The 21,019-nt window shown below is 73.7% G+C and carries 16 protein-coding genes, 1 pseudogene and 2 riboswitches; of the genes and pseudogenes, 11 read left to right on the forward strand and 6 right to left on the reverse strand.

From position 1 onward, the window contains the following. Positions 1-201 (reverse strand): sulfur carrier protein ThiS, encoded by a 201-nt coding sequence (gene thiS, locus ACLL9L_RS19015; RefSeq protein WP_411286221.1) that lies wholly within the window; start codon positions 199-201, stop codon positions 1-3. Beyond that, positions 198-1,385: a glycine oxidase ThiO gene (thiO, locus tag ACLL9L_RS19020; protein WP_411286222.1), complete on the reverse strand. Its 1,188-nt coding sequence runs from the start codon at positions 1,383-1,385 to the stop codon at positions 198-200. The genes thiS and thiO overlap by 4 nt, the downstream gene beginning before the upstream one ends. Then, positions 1,382-1,492: riboswitch (TPP riboswitch) on the reverse strand. (Overlaps the previous gene by 4 nt.) Positions 1,493-1,627: 135 nt before the next feature. On the opposite strand from thiO, the gene ACLL9L_RS19025 reads away from it, so the two are divergent. The 4 genes and pseudogenes from ACLL9L_RS19025 to cobM all read left to right on the forward strand — a co-directional run bounded on the left by ACLL9L_RS19025 (position 1,628) and on the right by cobM (position 6,142). Beyond that, positions 1,628-2,617: a cobalamin biosynthesis protein gene (locus ACLL9L_RS19025; RefSeq protein ID WP_411286223.1), complete on the forward strand. Its 990-nt coding sequence runs from the start codon at positions 1,628-1,630 to the stop codon at positions 2,615-2,617. Then, positions 2,598-4,091: pseudogene (locus tag ACLL9L_RS19030) on the forward strand (cobyric acid synthase); the annotation flags it as partial. The gene ACLL9L_RS19025 and the pseudogene ACLL9L_RS19030, both read left to right, overlap by 20 nt. Further along, positions 4,080-5,399 (forward strand): precorrin-6y C5,15-methyltransferase (decarboxylating) subunit CbiE, encoded by a 1,320-nt coding sequence (cbiE, locus tag ACLL9L_RS19035; protein ID WP_411286289.1) that lies wholly within the window; start codon positions 4,080-4,082, stop codon positions 5,397-5,399. The pseudogene ACLL9L_RS19030 and the gene cbiE, both read left to right, overlap by 12 nt. Then, on the forward strand, positions 5,396-6,142 hold the full coding sequence (cobM, locus tag ACLL9L_RS19040) for a precorrin-4 C(11)-methyltransferase (protein WP_411286224.1): 747 nt from the start codon (positions 5,396-5,398) through the stop codon (positions 6,140-6,142). Before cbiE ends, cobM begins: the two co-directional genes overlap by 4 nt. Before the next feature lie 38 nt (positions 6,143-6,180). Here cobM and ACLL9L_RS19045 read toward each other — a convergent pair whose 3' ends face one another. After that, positions 6,181-7,302, reverse strand: coding sequence for a cobalt-precorrin-5B (C(1))-methyltransferase (locus ACLL9L_RS19045; protein WP_411286225.1), 1,122 nt, complete (start codon positions 7,300-7,302; stop codon positions 6,181-6,183). A 26-nt stretch (positions 7,303-7,328) separates the two neighbouring features. Between ACLL9L_RS19045 and ACLL9L_RS19050 the strand changes: the two genes are divergently transcribed. Beyond that, positions 7,329-8,078, forward strand: coding sequence for a cobalt-precorrin-6A reductase (locus tag ACLL9L_RS19050; RefSeq protein ID WP_411286226.1), 750 nt, complete (start codon positions 7,329-7,331; stop codon positions 8,076-8,078). On the opposite strand, the gene ACLL9L_RS19055 is transcribed toward ACLL9L_RS19050, so the two are convergent. Genes ACLL9L_RS19055 through ACLL9L_RS19065 form a run of 3 tightly spaced genes read right to left on the reverse strand, consistent with a single transcriptional unit; the run spans position 8,066 to position 11,462 of the window. Continuing rightward, on the reverse strand, positions 8,066-9,583 hold the full coding sequence (locus tag ACLL9L_RS19055) for a precorrin-2 C(20)-methyltransferase (protein ID WP_411286227.1): 1,518 nt from the start codon (positions 9,581-9,583) through the stop codon (positions 8,066-8,068). The genes ACLL9L_RS19050 and ACLL9L_RS19055 overlap by 13 nt on opposite strands. Next, positions 9,580-10,209, reverse strand: a complete 630-nt coding sequence (locus ACLL9L_RS19060) for a precorrin-8X methylmutase (RefSeq protein WP_411286228.1) — start codon at positions 10,207-10,209, stop codon at positions 9,580-9,582. The genes ACLL9L_RS19055 and ACLL9L_RS19060 overlap by 4 nt, the downstream gene beginning before the upstream one ends. Further along, positions 10,209-11,462, reverse strand: a complete 1,254-nt coding sequence (locus ACLL9L_RS19065; protein ID WP_411286229.1) for a hypothetical protein — start codon at positions 11,460-11,462, stop codon at positions 10,209-10,211. Before ACLL9L_RS19065 ends, ACLL9L_RS19060 begins: the two co-directional genes overlap by 1 nt. 74 nt (positions 11,463-11,536) lie before the next feature. Continuing rightward, positions 11,537-11,659, forward strand: a riboswitch (cobalamin riboswitch). Positions 11,660-11,724: 65 nt separating this feature from the next. Here ACLL9L_RS19065 and cobN point away from each other — a divergent pair. Genes cobN through ACLL9L_RS19095 form a run of 6 tightly spaced genes read left to right on the forward strand, consistent with a single transcriptional unit; the run spans position 11,725 to position 21,019 of the window. Next, complete coding sequence (gene cobN / locus ACLL9L_RS19070; protein ID WP_411286230.1) at positions 11,725-15,339, forward strand: cobaltochelatase subunit CobN; 3,615 nt, start codon at positions 11,725-11,727, stop codon at positions 15,337-15,339. After that, positions 15,336-17,522, forward strand: a complete 2,187-nt coding sequence (locus ACLL9L_RS19075) for a VWA domain-containing protein (protein WP_411286231.1) — start codon at positions 15,336-15,338, stop codon at positions 17,520-17,522. Before cobN ends, ACLL9L_RS19075 begins: the two co-directional genes overlap by 4 nt. Further along, positions 17,522-18,136 carry a cob(I)yrinic acid a,c-diamide adenosyltransferase gene (gene cobO / locus ACLL9L_RS19080; protein ID WP_411286232.1) on the forward strand — a complete coding sequence of 205 codons (615 nt, stop codon included), beginning with the start codon at positions 17,522-17,524 and terminating at the stop codon, positions 18,134-18,136. Before ACLL9L_RS19075 ends, cobO begins: the two co-directional genes overlap by 1 nt. Continuing rightward, complete coding sequence (locus ACLL9L_RS19085; protein WP_411286233.1) at positions 18,130-19,533, forward strand: cobyrinate a,c-diamide synthase; 1,404 nt, start codon at positions 18,130-18,132, stop codon at positions 19,531-19,533. The genes cobO and ACLL9L_RS19085 overlap by 7 nt, the downstream gene beginning before the upstream one ends. A 20-nt stretch (positions 19,534-19,553) precedes the next feature. Continuing rightward, on the forward strand, positions 19,554-19,961 hold the full coding sequence (locus ACLL9L_RS19090; protein WP_411286234.1) for a cobalamin biosynthesis protein: 408 nt from the start codon (positions 19,554-19,556) through the stop codon (positions 19,959-19,961). Further along, the gene (locus tag ACLL9L_RS19095; protein ID WP_411286235.1) at positions 19,958-21,019 is read left to right on the forward strand and encodes a HoxN/HupN/NixA family nickel/cobalt transporter; all 1,062 of its coding nucleotides are present in this window, start codon (positions 19,958-19,960) and stop codon (positions 21,017-21,019) included. The genes ACLL9L_RS19090 and ACLL9L_RS19095 overlap by 4 nt, the downstream gene beginning before the upstream one ends.

Below are 21,019 nucleotides of genomic sequence, written 5' to 3' on the forward strand. Positions count from 1 at the left end.
TCAGCCGCCCTGCATCGCGGTGACGAGCTCGACGCGCGCGTCGGGGGTCAGGAGGGTGCTGGCCCACGCGGATCGGGGCACCACCTCGCCGTCCACGGCGATCGCGACACCGCGCTCGGGCAGCGCGAGCGCGGTTGCGAGGGTTCCGACGGTGGCGCCGGCGGCAACGTCGGTGCGCGCGCCGTTGAGGATGATCGTCATGAGGTGACCTCGGCAGGGCTGGGGAAGCGCTGTGGCGACAGCGCCTCGACGGACGGGTCGACGGGCCGGCGGTGCACGAGGTCGACCACGGCGCGGGCCGTGACCGGGGCGAGAAGGATGCCGCCGCGGTAGTGGCCCGTGGCGAGCAGCAGCCCGTCGATGCAGCTGGTCCCGATGAGCGGCATGTTGTCGGGAGTGGTGGGCCGGAAACGCGCGATCGACTCCACCAGCTCCAGCTCGGCGACCTCCGGGACCACAATGATCGCCGCGCGGAGCAGCGCGTGGGTCGCGCCTGCGGTGACCCGGCCGTCCAGGCCCACGTCCTCGCACGTGGCGCCCACGACGATCTCCCCGGACTCTCGGGGGACGAGGTAGACCGGTTCTCCCGCGACGAGAGCGCGGACCGTCCGGGTGAGCAGCCCCGCCCCGCCGGCCAGCCGGATGATCTGTCCCTTCACTGGACGCACCAGGGGGACGGCGTGCCGGGGCAGGCCCGGGATCTCGCCGGAGGCGATCCCGGCCGCCACGACCACCGTGTCGGCGACGTGCCGGGTGCCGACCGTCGTCCGCACGCCGACGGCGCGCCCATCCTGGACCTCCACGGCGACCCGTTGGGGGTGCAGGTGGGCGCCGGCCCGTTCGGCCGCCACAGCGAGGGCCCGCAGCAGGCTACGGTTCTCGACACTGTGGTCACCGGGCACGAGCAGTCCCGACGTGGTCCTCGGGGAGAGCGCCGGCTCGAGGGCGCGGGTCGCTCTGCTGGTGAGGGGCTCCGCGGCGAGCCCGTGACCGGCGAGCAGGGCGGCATGACGTCGCAGTGCCGCTGCGTCCTGCGGGTCGTGCCCCACGAGGAGAGACCCCGCCGGACGGTAGCCGACGTCGATCCCGGAGGCGTGGCCCAGCCTCGCGGCGAAGTCGGGCCACACCCTGGCCGACTCGAGTCCGACGGTGAGCAGGTCGTCCTCGCCGTAGGCCGCCTCGCTCACCGGCGCCAGCATCCCCGCAGCGGCGTGAGACGCCCCTCGGCCGAGCTGGTCGTCGAAAAGGTCCACCTGACAGCCCGATTCAGCAAGCTGCCAGGCCGCGCTCAGGCCGATGACCCCACCGCCGACCACCGCCACGGTGGGGCGGTCGACGTTCCCTGCCGCAGACGTGGACCTGCTGGCGATCGGTGACGAGATCATGGCAACTCCCGGCTCCCTGCGCCGGCATGATCCGGATCAGGTGTGGACGGTCGGGGCTGCCTCAGCCCCCTCTCAGCCCGGTGCGCCGGACTCCCGTGAAGGACGACGCCCACGCTAACGCGGTGCCCCGGGAGGGCGCAAGGCGCAAGGCGCCGCGGACCGGGCGCTCAGCCCACGAGGGAAAGGTCGAGGACCGATACCCCTGCGGCGGCCGCCGACGTCCACCCCCTAGCGTGTGGTCCGTGCCGACTCCGACCTCCTGCCCGCGACGGTGGGCCACCTCCGCGAGGGTGCTCGGTCTCCTCTCCGGGTATGCCGCGGACGCAGCCTTCGGTGACCCGCGCCGCGGGCACCCGGTTGCGGCCTTCGGTCGTGTCGCCCAGTCGGCGGAAGGGCGCCTCTACGCCGACAGCCGGCCACGTGGCGCGGCATACGCGGCGGTGCTGGTCGGCGGCGCCGCAGTGGCCGGTGCCCTGCTGCAGCGAGCTGTCGAGGGTTCGGCGCTGGCTGAGGCAGCGCTCGTCGCCGCCGCGACCTGGACCGTCCTGGGCGGACGAAGCCTGGTCGCCGAGGCCGACGCGATGAGCACGCTCCTCGACTCAGGCGACACCGTGGGCGCCCGCCGGCGGCTCTCTCACCTGTGTTCGCGCGATGCGACCCACCTCGGCCCCGACGAGCTCGCCCGCGCCAGTGTCGAGTCGGTGGCCGAGAACACCTCCGACGCGGTCGTCGCGCCGCTGCTGTGGGGAGCCGCCGCCGGCGTGCCCGGTCTGCTCGCCTACCGCGCCGTGAACACCCTCGACGCCATGGTCGGCTACCGGAGCGCGCGCTACCTCCGGTTCGGCTGGGCCGCGGCGCGGACCGATGATGTCGTGAACTGGGTGCCCGCCCGGGTGGCCGCGGGCCTCGCGGTGGCCGCGGCACCGGTCGTCGGGGGTCGCAGCTCACGCGCCTGGCAGGTGTGGCGACGCGACGCGGCCGCACACCCGAGCCCCAACGCGGGCCCCGTCGAGGCGGCCTTCGCGGGCGGCCTCGGCGTGCGGCTCGGGGGCACCAGCACGTATGCCGGGCACCGCGAGGACCGCGGCGTCATGGACGGTGGGCGTCCGGTGCAGGCAGCCGACCTGGACCGGGCGGCCCGGCTGTCCCGGCTCGTCGGGGTCGGCGCGCTCGCTCTCGCAGCACTGGTGGCCCAGGTGCTGGCGCGCCAGGATGACCGTCGCCGTGGCTAGGGGCCTGCTCGTCGCTGGGACGACGTCGGACGCCGGCAAGAGCCTTGTCACGTCGGGGATCTGCCGCTGGCTCGCCCGGACCGGGGTGTCGGTGGCCCCGTTCAAGGCCCAGAACATGTCCAACAACTCGATGGTCTGCCCCGACGGCGCCGAGATCGGCCGGGCGCAGTGGTTGCAGGCGCAGGCGTGCGGGGTGACGCCCGAGGCGGCCATGAACCCCGTGCTCCTCAAACCGGGTTCGGACCGCCGCTCGCACGTCGTGGTCATGGGTCGACCGCACGGCGAACTGTCGGCCGGGGAGTGGGCGACAGGTCGCAAAGCTCTGTCGGAGAGTGCTTTTGCTGCTTTCGACGATCTTGTGGGCCGGTTCGACGTCGTGGTCGCGGAGGGGGCCGGCAGTCCCGCTGAGATCAACCTGCGCCAGGGCGACTACGTGAACCTCGGCCTGGCCCGGGCCAAGGACCTGCCCGTGGTCGTCGTCGGCGACATCGACCGGGGTGGGGTGCTCGCCGCGATGTACGGCACGCTCGGCCTCCTCGAGCCGGCCGACGCGGCCCACGTCCGCGGCTGGATCATCAACAAGTTCCGCGGCGACCTCGACCTGCTGCGCCCGGGGCTGGCGATGCTCGAGGAGCGCACCGCCCGCCCGGTGCTCGGCGTCCTGCCGTTCCTGAGGGACGTGTGGCTCGACTCCGAGGACGCGTTGGCGCTCGGCGGCTGGCAGGGATCGGTGTCCCCCGCCGGAGCAGGGACAGGGTCCGGGTCGGCGTCGGTCTCGCTGACGGTGGCCGTCGTGCGCTTCCCCCGCATCTCCAACGCCACCGACGTCGACGCCCTGGCGGCCGAGCCGGGCGTCCGCGTCGTGGTGACCGCGGACCCGGACGTCGCCGCGGCGGCCGACCTCCTCGTCCTGCCCGGCAGCCGGGCCACGCTCTCGGACCTGGCGTGGCTGCGGAGCAGGGGGCTCGACGAGGCGATCACGGCGCGCTCCCGCTCCGGCCGGCCGACGCTGGGCATCTGCGGCGGCTATCAGATGCTGGCGTTGGAGCTCGTCGACGAGGACGGCGTGGAGTCGTCCCGGCCCGAGCGCGTTGCCGGCCTGGGTCTGCTTCCCGCGACGGTGGCGTTCCGTGCGGAGAAGCACCTGGGCACCCCGCGCGGCGCGTGGCGCGGCCACGACGTCACGGCATACGAGATCCACCACGGGGTGGCGCAGCCCGCGAGCACGCCGGGCGCCGAGCCGTTCCTCGACGGATGGGCCCTCGGGCCGGTGTGGGGGACGATGTGGCACGGAGCCTTCGAGAACGACGGGTTCCGCAGGGAGTTCCTGCGCGAGGTCGCCTCGAGGGTCGGGTCGCGGTGGCGGCCCGACGCGACCGCCCCGGGCCACCGTCAGCGACGCGAGGAGATGTTGGACCGCCTCGGCGACGCCGTCGAGGAGCACTTCGACACCGCGGCCCTGATGTCCCTCATCGACGGCTCTCGCCCGGCGCCAGCCCCGCAGCCGCCGGCATCAGGCCGTGACGCGGGCCCGGGCCCGGGCGGCGGGCGACGGGTCGTCGTCGTGGGCATCGGAGCGGACGGGTGGTCGGGTCTGGCGACGGCGTCCCGCGCGGCGATCGAACAGGCCGGCGCAGTCATCGGCTCACCCCGCCAGCTGCGGCTCCTCCCGGCCCACGTGAGCGCCGAGCAGGTGAGGTGGCCGTCACCCCTGCGCCCGGCCGTCGCCGCGCTGGTCGCCACCTACCGGGCGTCGGGGCTGGTGGTCCTGGCCAGCGGTGACCCGATGTGGCACGGCATCGGGACGACGCTGGCCGCGGAGGTGGGTGCGTCCGCCTTGACGGTGCTTCCGCACCCGTCGTCGGTCTCGCTCGCGTGCGCGGCCCTGGCCTGGCCCGTCGAGGACACGACGGTGGTCTCCCTCGTCGACGCCCCGCCCGAGCTGGTGCTGGCGGCGTGCCACCAAGGGCAGCGCGTCCTCGTGCTGAGCCGGGATGGCGCCACCCCCGGGGCCGTCGCCGGGCTGCTGTCCGCACACGGCTACGGCGGCTCGCAGATGACGGTGCTGTCCGGCCTGGGCGCGGCCACGACCGGTCGCCGGGACGGCGTCGCGCGGACCTGGGACGCCGGGCCCATGGACCCGCTCAACGTCGTCGCGGTGCGCTGCCGACGCGACGAGGGTGCGCTCGCCGTGGGCCTGACGCCGGGGCTGGCGGACGGGGTCTACGAGCACGACGGGCAGCTCACCAAGCGGGAGGTCCGCTCGATCACCCTCGCGTCGTTGGCGCCCGAGCCGGGCGAGCTGCTCTGGGACGTCGGCGGCGGCTCGGGCAGCGTGGCCATCGAGTGGATGCGGGCTCACCCACGGTGCCGTGCGGTCTCCTTCGAGCGTCGTCGCGATCGTGCGAACCGGATCATCGCCAACGCTGCTCGGCTCGGCGTGCCCGGGCTGCAGGTCTGCGTCGGGGATGCTCCCGGCGTCCTGGTCGGCCAGCCCCGACCCGATGCGGTGTTCATCGGCGGCGGCCTCATGCTCGACGGCGTGGTCGAGGCGTGTTGGACGGCGTTGCGCCCCGGTGGCCGGCTCGTCGCCAACGCGGTGACGATCGAGTCGCAGTCGGCACTGGCCACGTGGCGGGCCAGGCTCGGCGGAGAGCTGACCAGGATCGAGGTGGCCCGCGCGGGTGCCGTCGGCGGTTTCACGGCCTGGCGTCCAGCCATGCCCGTGGTCCAGTGGCGTGCCGTCACACCGGCCGGGCACGACGAGAGGAACGCACGGTGACGGTCCACTTCATCGGCGCGGGGCCGGGAGCCGCAGACCTGATCACGGTCCGGGGGCAGCGGCTGCTGAGCACCTGCCGGGTCTGTCTGTATGCCGGAAGCCTCGTCCCCGCCGAGCTGCTCGACAGCTGCCCGAGCGGCGCCCGCCTCGTCGACACCGCGCAGCTGACCCTGGACGAGATCGTCGCCGAGTGCGTCGCGGCGACCCGGGACGGCCACGACGTGGCCCGGCTGCACTCCGGCGACCTGTCGCTCTACAGCGCCGTGGCCGAGCAGGTCCGACGCCTGCAGGCCGAGGGCATCCCCTACGCGATGGTCCCGGGTGTGCCCGCGTTCGCGGCCGCGGCCGCCGCCCTCGGCCGCGAGCTGACCGTGCCGACGGTCAGCCAGAGCGTCATCCTCACCCGGATGGCCCGCGAGGCCACCGCCATGCCCGAGGGGGAGGACCTCGCGACGCTCGGCGCGAGCCGGGCCCTGATGGTCCTGCACCTGGCGACGCACCTCATCCACGAGGCGGTGGCGGAGCTCGCTCCCGGCTACGGAGCGGACTGCCCGGCAGCCGTCGTGGCCTTCGCGAGCCAGCCCGGGGAGATCGTCCTGCGCGGCACCCTGGGCACGATCGCCGACCAGGTCGTGGCGGCCGGGATCCGACGCACCGCAGTGATCCTCGTCGGTCGAAGCCTTGCGGCAGAACAGTTTCCCGACTCGCACCTCTACTCAGCGACGCGCCGGCGGGACTCCTGATCCCGGTGCGGCGGTCCCCGCTCCCGTCAGCGTTCCCGTCAGCGGCGGCGGGGATCGCTGCGTCCGACGACCAACCCGGCCCGGTCGATGCAGATGGTGTCCACGGTGACGGGCGCCTCCCGCAGCACCTCGAGCGCGGCGTCCCGGGCCCCGACCGCAACGACGTCGCCAAGCGGCAGACCGTGCCGTTGGGCGATCTGCAGCGCACCGAGTCCCGTTGTCGCAGAGGCAATTTGAGCAACCAGATCCGCCGTTGCCCCTGCTCCGCGGGCCAGCTCGGCGAGCAGCCCGAGGTCCACCTGGGAGCGACCGGAGTGCAGGTCGAGGTGCCCCGCGGCGAGCTTCGACATCTTCGCGAACCCGCCGACGATGCTCAGCCGGTCGATGGGGTGACGCCGGAGGTACTTCAAGACGGCGCCGGCGAAGTCGCCCATGTCGAGCAGCGCCTCGGGTGGCAGGTCGTACTGCGCGATGGCGGTCTGCTCGGAGGTCGATCCCGTGCACCCTGCGACGTGAGTGCGTCCGACGGCCCGGGCGACGTCGATCCCCCTGCGGATGCTGTCGATCCACGCCGCGCAGGAGTAGGGCACGACGATGCCGGTCGTGCCGAGGATGGACAGGCCACCAAGGATGCCGAGGCGGGGGTTCCACGTCCTGAGGGCCAGCTCCTCGCCGTTGTCGACACTGATCTCGATGCGCACGTCCCCGCCCCCACCGTGGGCCTCGGCGACGGCTGCCACCTGCTCACGCATCATCCGTCGTGGCACCGGGTTGATGGCCGGCTCGCCGACGTCGAGGGGCAGTCCGGGCAGGGTGACGGTGCCGACCCCGGACCCCGCGTGGAACGTCACCCCCGACCCGGTTGCCCCCGCGCGGACGGTGACCCTGACGAGGGCCCCGTGGGTGACGTCAGGGTCGTCCCCGGCGTCCTTGACCACCCCGGCCGTCGCCCACCCCGCCCCCAGCTCCTCGGCCGCCAGCGCGAACGCCGGGCGCTGACCACCGGGCAGCGTGATGACCACCGGGTCGGGGAAGTCGCCCGTCAGCAGTGCGGTGTATGCGGCGGTGGTCGCGGCGGTGGCGCAGGCGCCGGTCGTCCAGCCGCTGCGCAGGCCCGTCCGTTGCAGCTGGGCGGGTCGGCCGCCCTGGCGCTCAGCCACGGGGCCACCTCGGGGACGATGACGTCATGACGAACTGCCGGGTGCTCGTCCTCGGGGGCACAGGAGAGGCCAGGGAGCTCGCGTCGGTGCTGGCCACGCTGCCCGACGTGAGCGTCGTCTCCTCGCTCGCCGGACGGATCGCCACGCCCCGGCTCCCGGAGGGCGAGGTCCGGGTGGGCGGGTTCGGAGGAGCCGACGGGCTCACGCACTGGTTGCGTGACAACGCTGTTGCGGCTGTCATCGATGCCACCCACCCCTTTGCCGCCCGGATCACCACGAGTGCCGCGCACGCCGCGGCCCACACCCATGTTCCTCTGCTCGTGCTGCGTCGGCCAGCCTGGGTCGTCGACGACGCGGACGACTGGCACGTGGTGGCCGACCTCGGCGGCGCGGCCGTGCTCACGCCCACCCTCGGACAGCGGGCCTTCCTGACGATCGGCCGACAGGAGGTGGCTGCCTTCTCGGCGCTCGAGGACGTGTGGTTCCTCATCCGCGCGATCGAGGCGCCGGGTGAGCCCCTGCCACGGCATCGGCAGGTGCTGTTGGCTCGCGGCCCGTTCACCGTCCAGGGGGAGGTGGAGCTGTTGCGCCACCATCGGATCGATGTGGTGGTGTCGAAGAACAGCGGTGGCCCGGCCACCGTCGCCAAGCTGACGGCAGCACGCCGACTCGGGGTGCCCGTCATCATGGTCGAGCGGCCACCCCTGCCGGCGGGGGTGGCGAGCGCGGGGACGGTCGACGAGGCCGTGTCATGGCTGACGGCTCACTCCGGATAGCGGCGTGGCGTCCACACCACCGTGCTCCCGTCGCCCCGGACCGCGCGAGTGGTCTGCGTGGAACCGATGATGAGCAGGGTCCTCATGTCGACCACGTCGGGGTCGAGGGACGCGAGGTCGACCACGGCAACCGACTCGGTCGGACCCCCGACGTCGCGCGCCACGACGACCGGGGTGTCCGGCTTGCGATGGCCCAGGGCGAGGTCGCGCAGGAGCGACACCTGGTGTCGCCGCTGGCGGGAGGCCGGGTTGTAGACCGCCAGCACGAGGTCCGCCTCAAGGACCGCCTCGACCCGTCGCGCGATGACGGCCCAGGGCTTCAGGCGGTCGGAGAGCGAGATCGTCGCGTAGTCGTGACCCAGCGGTGCGCCGACCCGTGCAGCCGCGGCGTGCGCCGCGGTCAGGCCCGGGAGCACCCGCACCGGCACGGCGGCGTACCGTGCCTCGCAGGCCACCTCGAGCACGGCGCTCGCCATCGCGAACACTCCCGGGTCCCCTGAGGACACGACCGCCACCCGCCGGCCACGCAACGCCAGGTCCAGCGCCAGCTCGGCCCGCTCGGACTCGACCTTGTTGTCGGAGCAGTGGCGCGACTGACCCGCCCGGTGGGGGACACGATCGACATAGGTGGTGTAGCCGACGAGGTCCTCGGCCCGGGCAATCGCCCCGCGGGCCTCCGGCGTGAGCCAGAGGGGCCCCGCCGGGCCGAGCCCGACGACGGTGACCTCGCCCCGACGGACGTCGTGACCCGCGTCCGCGTCGGCCCAGGCCGGCCTTCCCTGACGGCTGGGCAGCACCGCCATGGAGAAGTAGGGCACCGAGTCGACGTCGACGTCGGCCAACGGCGAGACCCGCTGTGCGCCCATCGTGGCCCGCTCGACGTAGTAGGCCTCCTCCAGCCGGCCCACGCGCTCGAGCGCGCCGCGCACGGCAGGGAAGGTCCGACCGAGCTTGAGGACGACGGCGGAGTCGGTGGAGGCCAGTCGCGCGGCGAGCTCCTCCTGCGGCAGGGTCCCGGGCAGGACCGTCAGCACCTCGTCCGCCTCCGTCAGCGGCAGCCCGAGCGCGGCGGCCGCAGCCGAGATCGAGCTGACACCGGGGACGACCTCGGTCTCGTAGCGATCGGCCAGGCGCTGGTGCATGTGCTGGTAGGAGCTGTAGACCAGCGGGTCGCCCTCGGACAGGACCGCGACGCTGCGACCGGCATCGAGGTGCGCGGCGAGCCGGGCCGCCGCCTCCTCGTAGAAGGTGTCCAGGGCTCCCCGATAGCCGCCTGGATGGTCGGTCGTCCCGGTGGTCAGGGGGTAGACCAGCGCCTCCTCGATGTGGTCCTCGCGCAGGTGGGGAGCGGCGATCGTGCGGGCGATGCTGCGACCGTGCTGGGCGCTGTGGAAGGCCACCACCTCGACCTCACGGATGACCTCGACGGCCCGCAGGGTGAGCAGCCTGGGGTCTCCGGGCCCGAGCCCGACGCCGTAGAGCCGACCGGTCCGGGTGCTGGTCATTCTTCCTCGCTCGCGATCGCGTTGACGGCCGCCGCCGTGATGGCGCTGCCGCCCCGACGGCCACGGACGGTGAGGTGGTCGAGGCCGAGGTCGTTGGCCGCGAGGGCATCCTTGGACTCGACGGCGCCGATGAACCCGACCGGGATGCCGATGATGGCGGCTGGACGGATGCCGCTGTGCGACAGCATCTCCAGCAGGTGGAAGAGGGCCGTTGGCGCGTTGCCGATCGCCACCACCGCGCCGTCGAGACGGTCCCGCCACAGCTCGACGGCGGCGGCGGTGCGGGTGGTGCCCAGCTGGGTTGCGAGCCCCGGCACACGCGGGTCGTCGAGCAGGCAGACCACGTCGTTGTCGGCGGGGAGCCGGCGCCGTGTGACGCCGCTCGCCACCATGCTCACGTCACACAGGACGGGCGCCCCGTCGCGCAGGGCGGTCCGGGCGCGACCGACCAACCCGGGGGAGTGCGCGACGTCGCTGGCCAGGTCCACCTGGCCGCAGGCGTGGATCATCCGGACGACGACCTGGGCGGTCTCGGGGTCGAACGCCCGCAGGTCGGCCTCGGCCCGGATCGTCGCGAACGACCTCCGGTAGATCTCGGCGCCGTCCCTCTCGTAGTCGTACCGCATCAGACGGGCTCAGCTCCCTCGTGGTGGGTGGTGACGACGCTGTCGTCGGGGGCGTGGGTGCGCACGACGTAGCGCCCCTCGCCGGAGGCGACGGCCTCGGCGCGGGCGCCGCCCGGGTGCCCGCACCGGCGCTCACAGCCGGAGACGTGCAGGGGCCGCTGGTGGTGACGCCCCGCCAGGTGCGGCGCGTCGACGTGCACGTCGGAGGTCGCCGAGGCGCACCCCGGTCTGCCGACACAGGCGCTCACCCCGGCCAGCGGCGACGTCCGGTCGGTGAGCAGGCCGGCTCGTCGGAACCGGGCGAGGGCGTCGTGGGCGCTCGCGCCGTCCAGGCCGCCGACCACGACCGTGCGCCACGGCGTGACCCGGATCGGTGCCACCCCCGGTCCCAGGACGGACGCCGAGGCGAGCGCGACGATCTCCTGCCACGTCGTTGCGTCCGCCCGGCCCAGCGGGAGCCCGACGGTGACCGCCCACGTGCCGCGGTGCGGGCCGAGCAGCCCGAACGCCGTTGCGGCAGAGGTGTCCACGGTGACAGAGGTGTCCACGGCGACAGCGGTCGATGCGTCGTCCAACGGCGCGACCCGGTCCGCGGCCGCGCCGAGATCCGCGACCCGCCAGGCGTCAGGGCTGGTCGCCGCCCGCACTCCGAGGAACGATCGGGCCGCCTCCACGAGCAGCCCAGCGGCTCCGGCCGGGGAGGCGGTGCGGGTCGTGGGACGGTCGCCGACCCACAGGCGCAGGTCGCCGGGGGGTTGTCCGACGACGGCCAGGTCGGGACCCAGAGCGAGGACGTCGCCCCTGCCGTCGTCGACGGCGAAGAGGAAGCGACCGGAGAGCCCGGTGAGGTCCGGCGCCGAGCAGACGAGCGCGTCGAGGTCCGCGACGACGGTCTCGATGTCGACGAGTCCGCGACCGTCCAGCCCGGCCCAGGGGGACGCCACGACGTTGCGCACGCGGTCGTGGGCCGGTGACGGCAGCATCCCCACGGCGAACAGGCGGTCGGCCAGCTCCTGGCCGGACCCCCCGTCCAGGCCCCTCAGCTGGACGTTGCCCCGGGAGGTCAGGTGCAGACTGGCGTCACCCAGCTCCGTTGCGGCACCGACGATCACCTCGAGCTGAGGGGGTCGCAGACGTCCACCCGGAACGCGCACCCGGGCCACGTGGCCGTCGGCCGCCGGGTGCAGGCGCAACGTCCCCGGGCACCGGTCGTCGGGGCGACGGCCGTCGGTGGTGGCGGAGGAGGGCAGCATGGCGCGGAGCATACCCACCGTCGATGGCGCGTCGATCCGTCGTCCGCTACGCTCCGGGACGACGCCCGACTGGGTGTCACTCCACCGAAGGTGACACCTGGGGAGGAAGCCGGTTAGAGCCCGGCACGGTCCCGCCACTGTGTCCACGCCCCCCAGCGTGGAAGTCAGGAACTCCCGTCACCTTCACTCAGCCCGGGGCGCGGACACCCCAGGAAGAGAGCACGCGTTGCTGCTCCTGCTGTCGACCTCTGACACCGATCTCATGAGTGCCCGCTCGGCCCGCGGCCCGGTCCCGTGGCGTTACGACAACCCCTCACGGATGCACGCCGGCGACCTGCCCACGCTCCTCGAGGGCGTCGACCTCGTGGTGGTGCGGCTCCTTGGTGGACGGCGGGCCTGGGCAGAGGGTCTCGGGCTGCTCCTGGCCGGCCGGCGACCGGTCGTCGTCCTCACCGGCGAGCAGGCTCCCGACGCCGACCTCATGGCCCTGTCGACGGTGCCGGCAGGGATCGCTGCGCAGGCCCACGCCTACCTCGCCCACGGCGGTCCGGAGAACCTCGCCCGGCTCGCGGCGTTCCTGTCCGACACCGTGCTGCTCACGGGAGTGGGCTTCGAGGCGCCCGCCCCCGCCCCGTCCTGGGGACGGCTGGAACGGCTGGAAGGGCTGGAGCGGGCCGCGGCCGCCGGTCCCGACGGGCCCCGCCCGAGCGTCGCGGTGCTCTACTACCGGGCCCACCACCTGAGCGGCAACACCGCCTTCGTCGACGCCCTCTGCCGACAGATCGAGGTCGCCGGGGGTCGGGCGCTGCCGATCTGGTGCGCTTCCCTGCGCGACACCACGCCCGAGCTGCTCGCCGCGCTGGCCGAGGCCGACTCCATCGTCACCACCGTCCTCGCGGCGGGTGGCACCCGGCCGGCGGACGCCCAGGCCGGGGGCGACGAGAGCGCCTGGGACGCAGGGGCACTGGCCGCCCTGGACCGCCCGATCCTGCAGGCCCTGTGCCTGACGGGGTCGCGGGCGACGTGGGAGGCCGGCAGCGAGGGACTCTCTCCCCTGGATGCCGCGACGCAGGTCGCGGTCCCGGAGTTCGACGGCCGGATCATCACGGTTCCGTTCTCGTTCAAGGAGATCGACGCCGACGGGCTGCCCGCCTACACGCCCGATATCGAGCGGTCTGCCCGCGTCGCGGGCATCGCGGTCGCGCATGGCCGGCTGAGGCACGTCGCCCCGGCGGACCACCGGGTGGCCCTGGTCCTGTCGGCCTATCCCACCAAGCACGCCCGGATCGGCAACGCGGTCGGCCTCGACACCTCGGCGAGTGCCATGGCGCTGCTCGGTCGGATGCGTGACGAGGGGTGGGACGTGGGTCCGGCCGAGGGGCCGGACGCCCTGCCGGGCCTGGCGACGGGCGCCGGTGACGACCTCATCCACGCGCTCATCGAGGCCGGCGGTTACGACGAGAACTGGCTCACCGAGGGGCAGCTCGCGTCCAACCCGGTGCGCATCCCCGCCGCCGACTACCGCCGCTGGTATGCCGCCCTGCCGCGCTCCCTTCGTGAGGACGTCGAACGCCACTGGGGTCCGCCGCCGGGCGAGCTCTACGTCGACCGGAGCCGCAACCCCGAGGGTGACCTCGTCCTCGCGGCGTTGCGCGCGGGCAACGTGCTCGTCCTCGTGCAGCCGCCGCGGGGGTTCGGTGAGAACCCCATCGCCATCTACCACGACCCCGACCTGCCGCCCTCGCACCACTACCTCGCGGCATACCGGTGGATCGGGTCCGCCCGGGCGGACGGGGGGTTCGGCGCCGACGCGGTCATCCACCTGGGCAAGCACGGCAACCTCGAGTGGCTGCCCGGCAAGAACGCCGGGCTCTCCGCCGGCTGCGGCCCGGACGCGGCGCTCGGTAACCTCCCCCTCATCTACCCGTTCCTCGTCAACGACCCCGGCGAGGGGACCCAGGCAAAGCGGCGCGCCCACGCGGTGATCATCGACCACCTCGTGCCGCCGATGGCGCGGGCGGAGAGCTATGGCGACATCGCCCGGCTTGAGCAGCTCCTCGACGAGCACGCGAGCATCGCGGCCCTCGACCCGGCCAAGCTGCCGGCGATCCGCGGGCAGATCTGGACCCTGATGCAGGCCGCCAAGCTGGACCACGACCTCGGCCTGTCCGACCGTCCCGAGGATGAGCGCTTCGACGACATGATCATGCACGTCGACGGGTGGCTGTGCGAGATCAAGGACTCCCAGATCCGCGACGGGCTGCACGTCTTCGGTCAGGCGCCCACCGGTGGACCGCGCGTCGACCTGGTCCTGGCGATCCTGCGGGCCCGGCAGATCTTCGGCGGGAGCGTCAGCGTTCCCGGCCTGCGCGAGGCCCTGGGGCTGGACGAGTCCGAGCACGAGCGGGCCAGCGTCGACCTCGCCGAGGAGCGGGCCAGGGAGCTCGTCGAGGCCCTCGACGCCGGCGACTGGAACGACGCCGCCGTCGACAAGGCCGTCAGCCTCGTCCCGGCGCACCAGGCGGGCGCGGTGCGCGAGGTGCTCGACTTCGCCGTGACCCAGGTGGTGCCGAGGCTCGCGGCGACCCCGCAGGAGCTGGACAACACCATCCGGGCCCTGCGCGGCGGCTTCGTCGAGGCCGGGCCGAGCGGCTCGCCCCTGCGTGGCCTCGTCAGCGTCCTGCCCACCGGACGCAACTTCTACTCCGTCGACCCCAAGGCCATCCCCAGCCAGCTCGCGTGGGTGACCGGCCAGCTCCTCGCCGACTCCCTCCTCGAGCGGCACCGTGCCGAGACGGGGACCTGGCCCAGCTCGGTGGGTCTGTCCCTGTGGGGCACCTCCGCCATGCGCACCGCCGGTGACGACATCGCCGAGGCGCTGGCCCTGCTCGGGGTCCGACCTCTCTGGGACGAGGCGTCACGGCGGGTCACCGGCCTCGAGCCGATCCGCGCCGACGAGCTCGGTCGCCCGCGGGTGGACGTCACGCTGCGCATCTCGGGCTTCTTTCGCGACGCCTTCCCGCACGTGGTGGCCATGCTCGACGACGCCGTGAACCTCGCAGCCGACCTCGACGAGGGCCCGGAGGACAACCATGTCCGAGCCCACGTCCAGGCCGACCTCGCCGAGCACGGCGACCGCCGGCGGGCGACCACCCGGATCTTCGGGTCCCGCCCCGGCACCTATGGCGCCGGGCTGCTCCAGCTCATCGACTCGCGCGACTGGCGCACCGACGCCGACCTGGCCGAGGTCTACACGGTCTGGGGTGGTTACGCCTACGGGCGCGGGCTGGACGGCCAGCCCGCGCGGGAGGAGATGGAGACGGCATACCGGCGGATCGCGGTGGCCGCCAAGAACACCGACACCCGTGAGCACGACATCGCCGACTCCGACGACTACTTCCAGTACCACGGGGGGATGGTCGCGGCGGTGCGGGCGCTGACCGGGACCTCGCCCGCGGCCTACATCGGCGACAGCACCCGTCCCGAGTCGGTCCGCACCCGCAGCCTGCACGAGGAGACCTCCCGGGTGTTCCGCGCCCGCGTGGTCAACCCCCGATGGATGGAGGCGATGCGGAGGCACGGCTACAAGGGCGCGTTCGAGATGGCCGCGACGGTGGACTACCTCTTCGGCTACGACGCGACGACGGGGGTCGTCGACGACTGGATGTATGAGCGGCTCACGCAGGAGTACGTCTTCGACGAGACGAACCGCGAGTTCCTCCAGCAGGCGAACCCCTGGGCCCTGCACGGCATGGTCGAGCGACTCCTCGAGGCGACCTCGCGCGGCCTGTGGGCCGAGCCCGACCCGGACGTGGTCGCGCGACTGCAGCAGGTCTACCTCGACGTCGAGGGCGACCTCGAGGGGGGAGAGCGATGAACCACGACACGGTGAGCTATCCCTTCACGGCGGTCGTCGGCATGGACGACCTGTCCCTGGCTCTGTGCCTCGCCGTCGTCTCGCCGGCCATCGGCGGCGTCCTGGTGCGCGGTGAGAAAGGCACGGCGAAGTCGACGATGGTCCGCGGCCTCGCGTCGGTCCTGCCACCCGTGAGCGTGGTCGAGGGGTGCCGGTTCAGCTGCGACCCGCTCGCACCCGACCCGGGGTGCCCGGATGCGCCGCACCCGAGCGTGACCTCGGGGGCGGGAGCCGCGGTGGATCGGCCGGTGCGCCTCGTCGAGCTCCCCGTCGGCGCGAGCGAGGACCGTCTCGTCGGCTCGCTCCACCTCGACCGGCTGGTCTCCACCGGTCGCGTCGCCTTCGACCCCGGCCTGCTCGCCCGGGCCCACCGCGGGATCCTCTACGTCGACGAGGTCAACCTCCTGCCCGACCACCTCGTCGACACGCTGCTCGACGCCGCCGCCATGGGGCGCGCCCGGATCGAGCGGGAGAGCGTCTCCGTGACGCACGCCGCACGCTTCGTCCTCGTCGGCACGATGAACCCCGAGGAGGGCGACCTGCGCCCCCAGCTGCTCGACCGTTTCGGTCTCACCGTCGAGGTCGCCGCCGACCGCGACCCGGCCGCCCGCGTGCAGGTGGTGCGCCGCCGGCTGGCCTACGAGGCGGACCCCCGGGCCTTCGCGGCCGACTACGCCGACAGCGACGAGGCGCTGGCGCGGCGGCTCAGCGACGCACGGGACGGCGTCGGGTCGGTCGACCTGCCCGACAGCGCCGTGGTCAGCATCGCGTCGTTGTGCGCCGCCTACGACCTCGACGGGCTGCGTGGCGACCTCGTCGTGGCGAGGTGCGCCGTGGCCCATGCGGCCTGGTGCGGGCGGGATGTCGTCTCGAACGACGACATCCGGGTGGCAGCGCGGCTCGCGCTGCCCCACCGCCGCCGCCGCAACCCGTTCGACAGCAGCGACTCCAGTGCCCGCGGCCTCGACGACCTCCTCGACGAGATGGTGCCGGCCACGCCTCCCGAGGGTCCCGAACCGCCGGCCTCCCCGGATCCGGAGGCGGACGGCCCGGTCGGCGGCCCAGCACCCGAGGCTGAGACGTCGTCCGAGGGGGAGCCGGCGTCCGAGGGGGAGCCGGCGTCCGAGGGGGAGCCGGCGTCCGAGGCCGAGACGGTGCCCAAGGGACAGACGCCACCCGAGACGCCCCAGTCGTGCGACGCGCACGACGGGTCCCCGCAGCAGGCTCGGGGGCGCGGGGCCGAGACTCAGGGTGAGCCCACCGGCACACCGTATGCCGCTCACCTCCTGCGCCTCGATCGTGCCGGTCGGGGGGTCGTCGGTCGTCGGTCGGCCGCCATCACGGCCGTTGGTCGCCATGTGCGTCCCGTGGGTCTGGATGACGCCCGGGGACAGGGACTTTCGCTCATGGGCACCGTCCTCGCCGCAGCGACCCGCACCGCAGCAACCCGCACGGCAGCGACCCGCACCGCAGGCTCGCGACCCGGCGGGGACGGACCGGGCGAGCTCGGGCGGATCGCCCTGTCCGCGACGGACCTGCGACGCAGCCTGCGCCACGGAAAGGAGGGCAACCTCGTCGTCTTCGTCGTCGACACGTCAGGGTCGATGGGGGCGGCCCGGCGCGTCCGTGAGGTCAAGACCGCGGTGGTCTCCCTGCTGCTCGACGCCTACCAGCGTCGCGACAAGGTGGCGGTGCTCACCTTCGGCGACCGGTCCGCGCACGTCGTCCTGCCGCCCACCTCGAGCGTCGAGCTCGCCGAACGGCTCCTCACCCGGGTGGCCACCGGCGGCCGCACGCCGCTGGCCGAGGGCATCGCCGCGGCAACCGACCTCGTCCGTCGCGAACGCGCCCGCGACCCTCACCGGCGGGCCCTGGTGCTGCTCATGACGGACGGCCGGGCGAACGCCGGTCCCGACGCGCTCGCCAGGGCCCTCGAGGCCGCGGCGGAGGCGTCGCGCCGCGACGGTGAGTGGGTCGTCGTCGACTGCGAGGACCCCCGGGCGGTCGTGCGACTCGGTCTGGCCCGGACCATGGCCGGCGCACTCGGTGCCCGGTGCCTCGAGCTCGACGACCTTGCGGCCCACACCCTGGTCCGGGCCGTCCGGGCCGTCACGAACGAGCACCCGCAGAGGGGAGTGGCCTGATGCCGCAGGGTCAACCGGAGAGCGTCCCCCGGGACGGGCTCACCACCAGGCAGCGCCGCAACCGGCCACTGCTGATCGTCCACACCGGCGACATGAAGGGCAAGTCCACCGCAGCGTTCGGCCTGGGCCTGCGCGGCTGGAACCAGGGGTGGGACACCGCGGTCTTCCAGTTCGTCAAGTCGGCGAAGTGGAAGGTGGGCGAGGAGAACGCCTTCAAGGCACTGGGGGAGCTGCACTCCGAGAAGGGGATCGGTGGTCCGGTGCAGTGGCACAAAATGGGTGAGGGCTGGAGCTGGGCCCGCAAGCCGGGCAGCGACCAGGACCACGCGGAGGCGGCCCTGCAGGGATGGCACGAGATCAAGCGTCGTCTCGCCGAACAGGCCCACGACCTCTACATCCTCGACGAGTTCACCTACCCCATGGCGTGGGGCTGGGTCGACGTGGACGAGGTCGTCGAGACCCTCCGCGCCCGCCCAGGGCACCAGCACGTCGTCATCACCGGCCGACGGGCCCACCCGGCGCTCATCGAGGTGGCCGACCTCGTCACGGAGATGACGAAGGTCAAGCACCCCATGGACACGGGCGCCAAGGGCCAGCGGGGCATCGAATGGTGACCCTGCCCCGGGTCGTCATCGCGGCCCCGGCCTCCGGCCACGGCAAGACGATGATCGCGACGGGCCTCATGGCGGCGCTGCGCGCAGTGGGGTATGCCGTGTCTCCTCACAAGGTCGGACCCGACTACATCGACCCCGGCTACCACGCCGTCGCGGCGGGCCGGCCCGGGCGCAACCTGGACCCGCACCTGCAGTCCGAGGCACTCGTCGCCCCGCTGCTCGTGCACGGGGCCCTCACCCCCGAGCCTGCGGACGTGGCGGTGATCGAGGGCGTCATGGGCCTGTTCGACGGGGCCATCGGCACCCGCGGACACAGCTCCACCGCCCACGTCGCGCGGCTCGTCGGGGCGCCGGTCGTGCTCGTGGTCGACTGCAGCTCGACCGCCCGCAGCGTCGGGGCGGTCGTCCACGGCTTCGCGCACTTCGACCCCGACGTGCAGGTCGCCGGGGTGATCCTCAACAACGTCGCCTCGGCACGCCACGAGGCCGAGGCACGGGAGGGCGTCGAAAGCACCGGCGTCCCCGTCCTCGGGTGCGTGCCGCGCCGGCCCGACGTCGTCGTCCCGAGTCGACACCTGGGGCTCGTCCCCGCGGCCGAGCGCCGCCAGCAGGCGACGGGCGCGGTCGACGCGCTGGCGACCCTCATCGCCGGGCACGTCGACCTCGAGGCCGTCGTCGCCCTCGCGCGCCGAGCGCCGGACCTCGACGTGGAGCCGTGGTCCCCGACCCGGGCGGTGGGCGGACCCGTGGCCGACGGGCCACGGATTGCCGTGGCAGGCGGCGTCGCCTTCACCTTCGGCTACGCGGAGACCACCGAGCTGCTCACGGCCGCGGGCGCCGAGGTGGTCGGCTTCGACCCGGTCCACGACCGCGAGCTCCCCTCGGGCGTGTCCGGACTCGTCATCGGCGGCGGTTTCCCCGAGGCCCACGCACACGTGTTGTCCCAGAACGCCTCTCTTCGGCGGGCCATCCAGGCCTTCGTGGTCGGGGGCGGGGCGGTCGCGGCCGAGTGCGCCGGGCTGCTCTATCTCGGCACCGCGATCGAGGACGAGCCGATGTGTGGGGTGCTGCCGTTCACCGCGGCCATGGGTTCGCGCCTCACCCTTGGCTACCGCACGGCCGTGGCGCTGTCGGACAGCGTGCTGGCCAGGGTGGGGGAGCGCGTGACCGGGCACGAGTTCCACCGGACGGTGATCACGCCCGACCTGGGGCCCGGCGCCGAGCAGGGCGCCTGGGGGTGGGTCGGGTCGACCGGCGAGACGGTGCGGGAGGGGTTCGTCGATGGCCGCGTCCACGCGTCCTACCTCCACGTGCACTGGGCCGGGCACCCCCGACTGGCCCGTCGCTTCGTCGAGGCCGCCGCGGCCGCCGCGGCCGCCCGGGGGAGCGCGGCGTGAGCAACCAGAGGGAGTGCGGCATGAGGGAGCAGGGAGAGCGACTCGGGCGCGTCGTCGTCGGGGTGGGGGGTCGCAGGGGCGCCGACCCCGAGGAGCTCGTGGCCCTGGTCCGGGCCGAGCTCGGGGTGCACGACCTGATCGCCGAGCGGGTCGACGTGGTCGCCACCCTCGACCGTCGGGCAGGGGAGCCGGGCGTGCGCCTGCTCGCGGCGCGGCTGGGAGCCCGCGTCACGGCATACAGTGCCGTGGCTCTCGCGGCCATGGACGTGCCGAGCCCGAGCGACGTCGTCCGGGGTCACACCGGCACAGCGGGGGTCGCGGAGGCGGCGGTGCTCGCGGCGGGAGCACATTTGTTGTGCCACAAGCGATCCGGAGCCGACTGGACGGTCGCGATCGGCGTCTCGGACACCCGTGGGGAGGCGCGATGAGCGTCGTCGGGCCGGGAGCCGGCACCTGGAGCAGGGCCGAGCGGGTCCGACTCATGGGCATCCTCGGCATGATCGCCGCCCTGCACGTCAGCGGCATCAGCCTCTACCTCGCCTACAGCGACAACCTCGTCGGGGCGGGGGGTGTCGCGGGCGCCGGCGCCCTGGCCTACGTGCTGGGCATGCGCCATGCCTTCGATGCCGACCACATCGCCGCCATCGACGACACGACCAGGGTCATGCTCCTTCGTGGACGACGCCCCGTCGGTGTCGGCTTCTTCTTCGCCATGGGCCACTCGACGGTGGTCGTCGTGCTCGCGCTGCTCGTGGCGGCCGCCGCGGGGAGCCTCTCGGACTCCACCGCCCTGTCGGTGCGATCGGTGGGGGGCACCGTGGCCGTCGTCGTCGCGGTGCTGTTCCTCATGCTCGTCGCCACCCTCAACGCCAAGGTGCTCGCCAACCTCGTCAGGCTGCGGCGCGAGCTGCGGCGCGGCGGGTCGGATGCCGCTGCGGGCGTCGAGGAGGCGCTGCTGTCGCGAGGACTGCTGACCCGCTTCATGGGCGGCCGGCTGCGCGGCCTCATCCGGCACTCGTGGCACATGTATCCCGTCGGCCTGCTCATGGGCCTCGGGCTCGAGACCGCCAGCGAGGTCACACTGCTGGCCCTGTCGGCATCGTCCGCCGCCGGGGGGCGACTGCCGATCCTCGCCGCGCTCAGCCTGCCGCTGCTCTTCGCCGCCGGGATGTCGATGTTCGACACGGCCGACTCGCTCCTGATGACCCGGATCTACTCGTGGAGCTACCGCGACCCCGCCAGAGCCCTGTCCTTCAACATCGCGACCACGGCGATGACCGTGCTTGTCGGCGGGTTCGTCGCCGGCGTCTATCTCGCGGGCCTGCTCGTCGAGCACGCCGGGGTCGAGGTGCTCGCCCCGGTCGCCGCCGTGGGTGAGCACTTCGAGGTGCTCGGCTTCGTGATCGCCGGAGCCTTCGTCCTGACGTGGCTGGGAGCCTACGGCGCGTGGAAGTGGGGTGCCCGTGCCCGTGCCCGCGCCGAGTGA

The sequence above is a fragment of the Lapillicoccus sp. genome (genome assembly GCF_046595215.1).
Taxonomy (GTDB): Bacteria; Actinomycetota; Actinomycetes; order Actinomycetales; family Dermatophilaceae; genus Lapillicoccus.

Bases quoted from the DNA above. Each gene is read 5' to 3' on its own strand.
- ACLL9L_RS19085 (WP_411286233.1), top strand. From the start codon at position 18,130: ATGGTGACCCTGCCCCGGGTCGTCATCGCGGCCCCGGCCTCCGGCCAC.
- thiS (WP_411286221.1), bottom strand. From the start codon at position 201: ATGACGATCATCCTCAACGGCGCGCGCACCGACGTTGCCGCCGGCGCC.
- ACLL9L_RS19090 (WP_411286234.1), top strand. From the start codon at position 19,554: ATGAGGGAGCAGGGAGAGCGACTCGGGCGCGTCGTCGTCGGGGTGGGG.
- ACLL9L_RS19055 (WP_411286227.1), bottom strand. From the start codon at position 9,583: ATGACCAGCACCCGGACCGGTCGGCTCTACGGCGTCGGGCTCGGGCCC.
- cbiE (WP_411286289.1), top strand. From the start codon at position 4,080: ATGTCCCTCATCGACGGCTCTCGCCCGGCGCCAGCCCCGCAGCCGCCG.
- cobN (WP_411286230.1), top strand. From the start codon at position 11,725: ATGAGTGCCCGCTCGGCCCGCGGCCCGGTCCCGTGGCGTTACGACAAC.
- ACLL9L_RS19060 (WP_411286228.1), bottom strand. From the start codon at position 10,209: ATGCGGTACGACTACGAGAGGGACGGCGCCGAGATCTACCGGAGGTCG.
- ACLL9L_RS19050 (WP_411286226.1), top strand. From the start codon at position 7,329: ATGACGAACTGCCGGGTGCTCGTCCTCGGGGGCACAGGAGAGGCCAGG.
- thiO (WP_411286222.1), bottom strand. From the start codon at position 1,385: ATGATCTCGTCACCGATCGCCAGCAGGTCCACGTCTGCGGCAGGGAAC.
- ACLL9L_RS19075 (WP_411286231.1), top strand. From the start codon at position 15,336: ATGAACCACGACACGGTGAGCTATCCCTTCACGGCGGTCGTCGGCATG.
- ACLL9L_RS19095 (WP_411286235.1), top strand. From the start codon at position 19,958: ATGAGCGTCGTCGGGCCGGGAGCCGGCACCTGGAGCAGGGCCGAGCGG.
- ACLL9L_RS19065 (WP_411286229.1), bottom strand. From the start codon at position 11,462: ATGCTGCCCTCCTCCGCCACCACCGACGGCCGTCGCCCCGACGACCGG.
- cobO (WP_411286232.1), top strand. From the start codon at position 17,522: ATGCCGCAGGGTCAACCGGAGAGCGTCCCCCGGGACGGGCTCACCACC.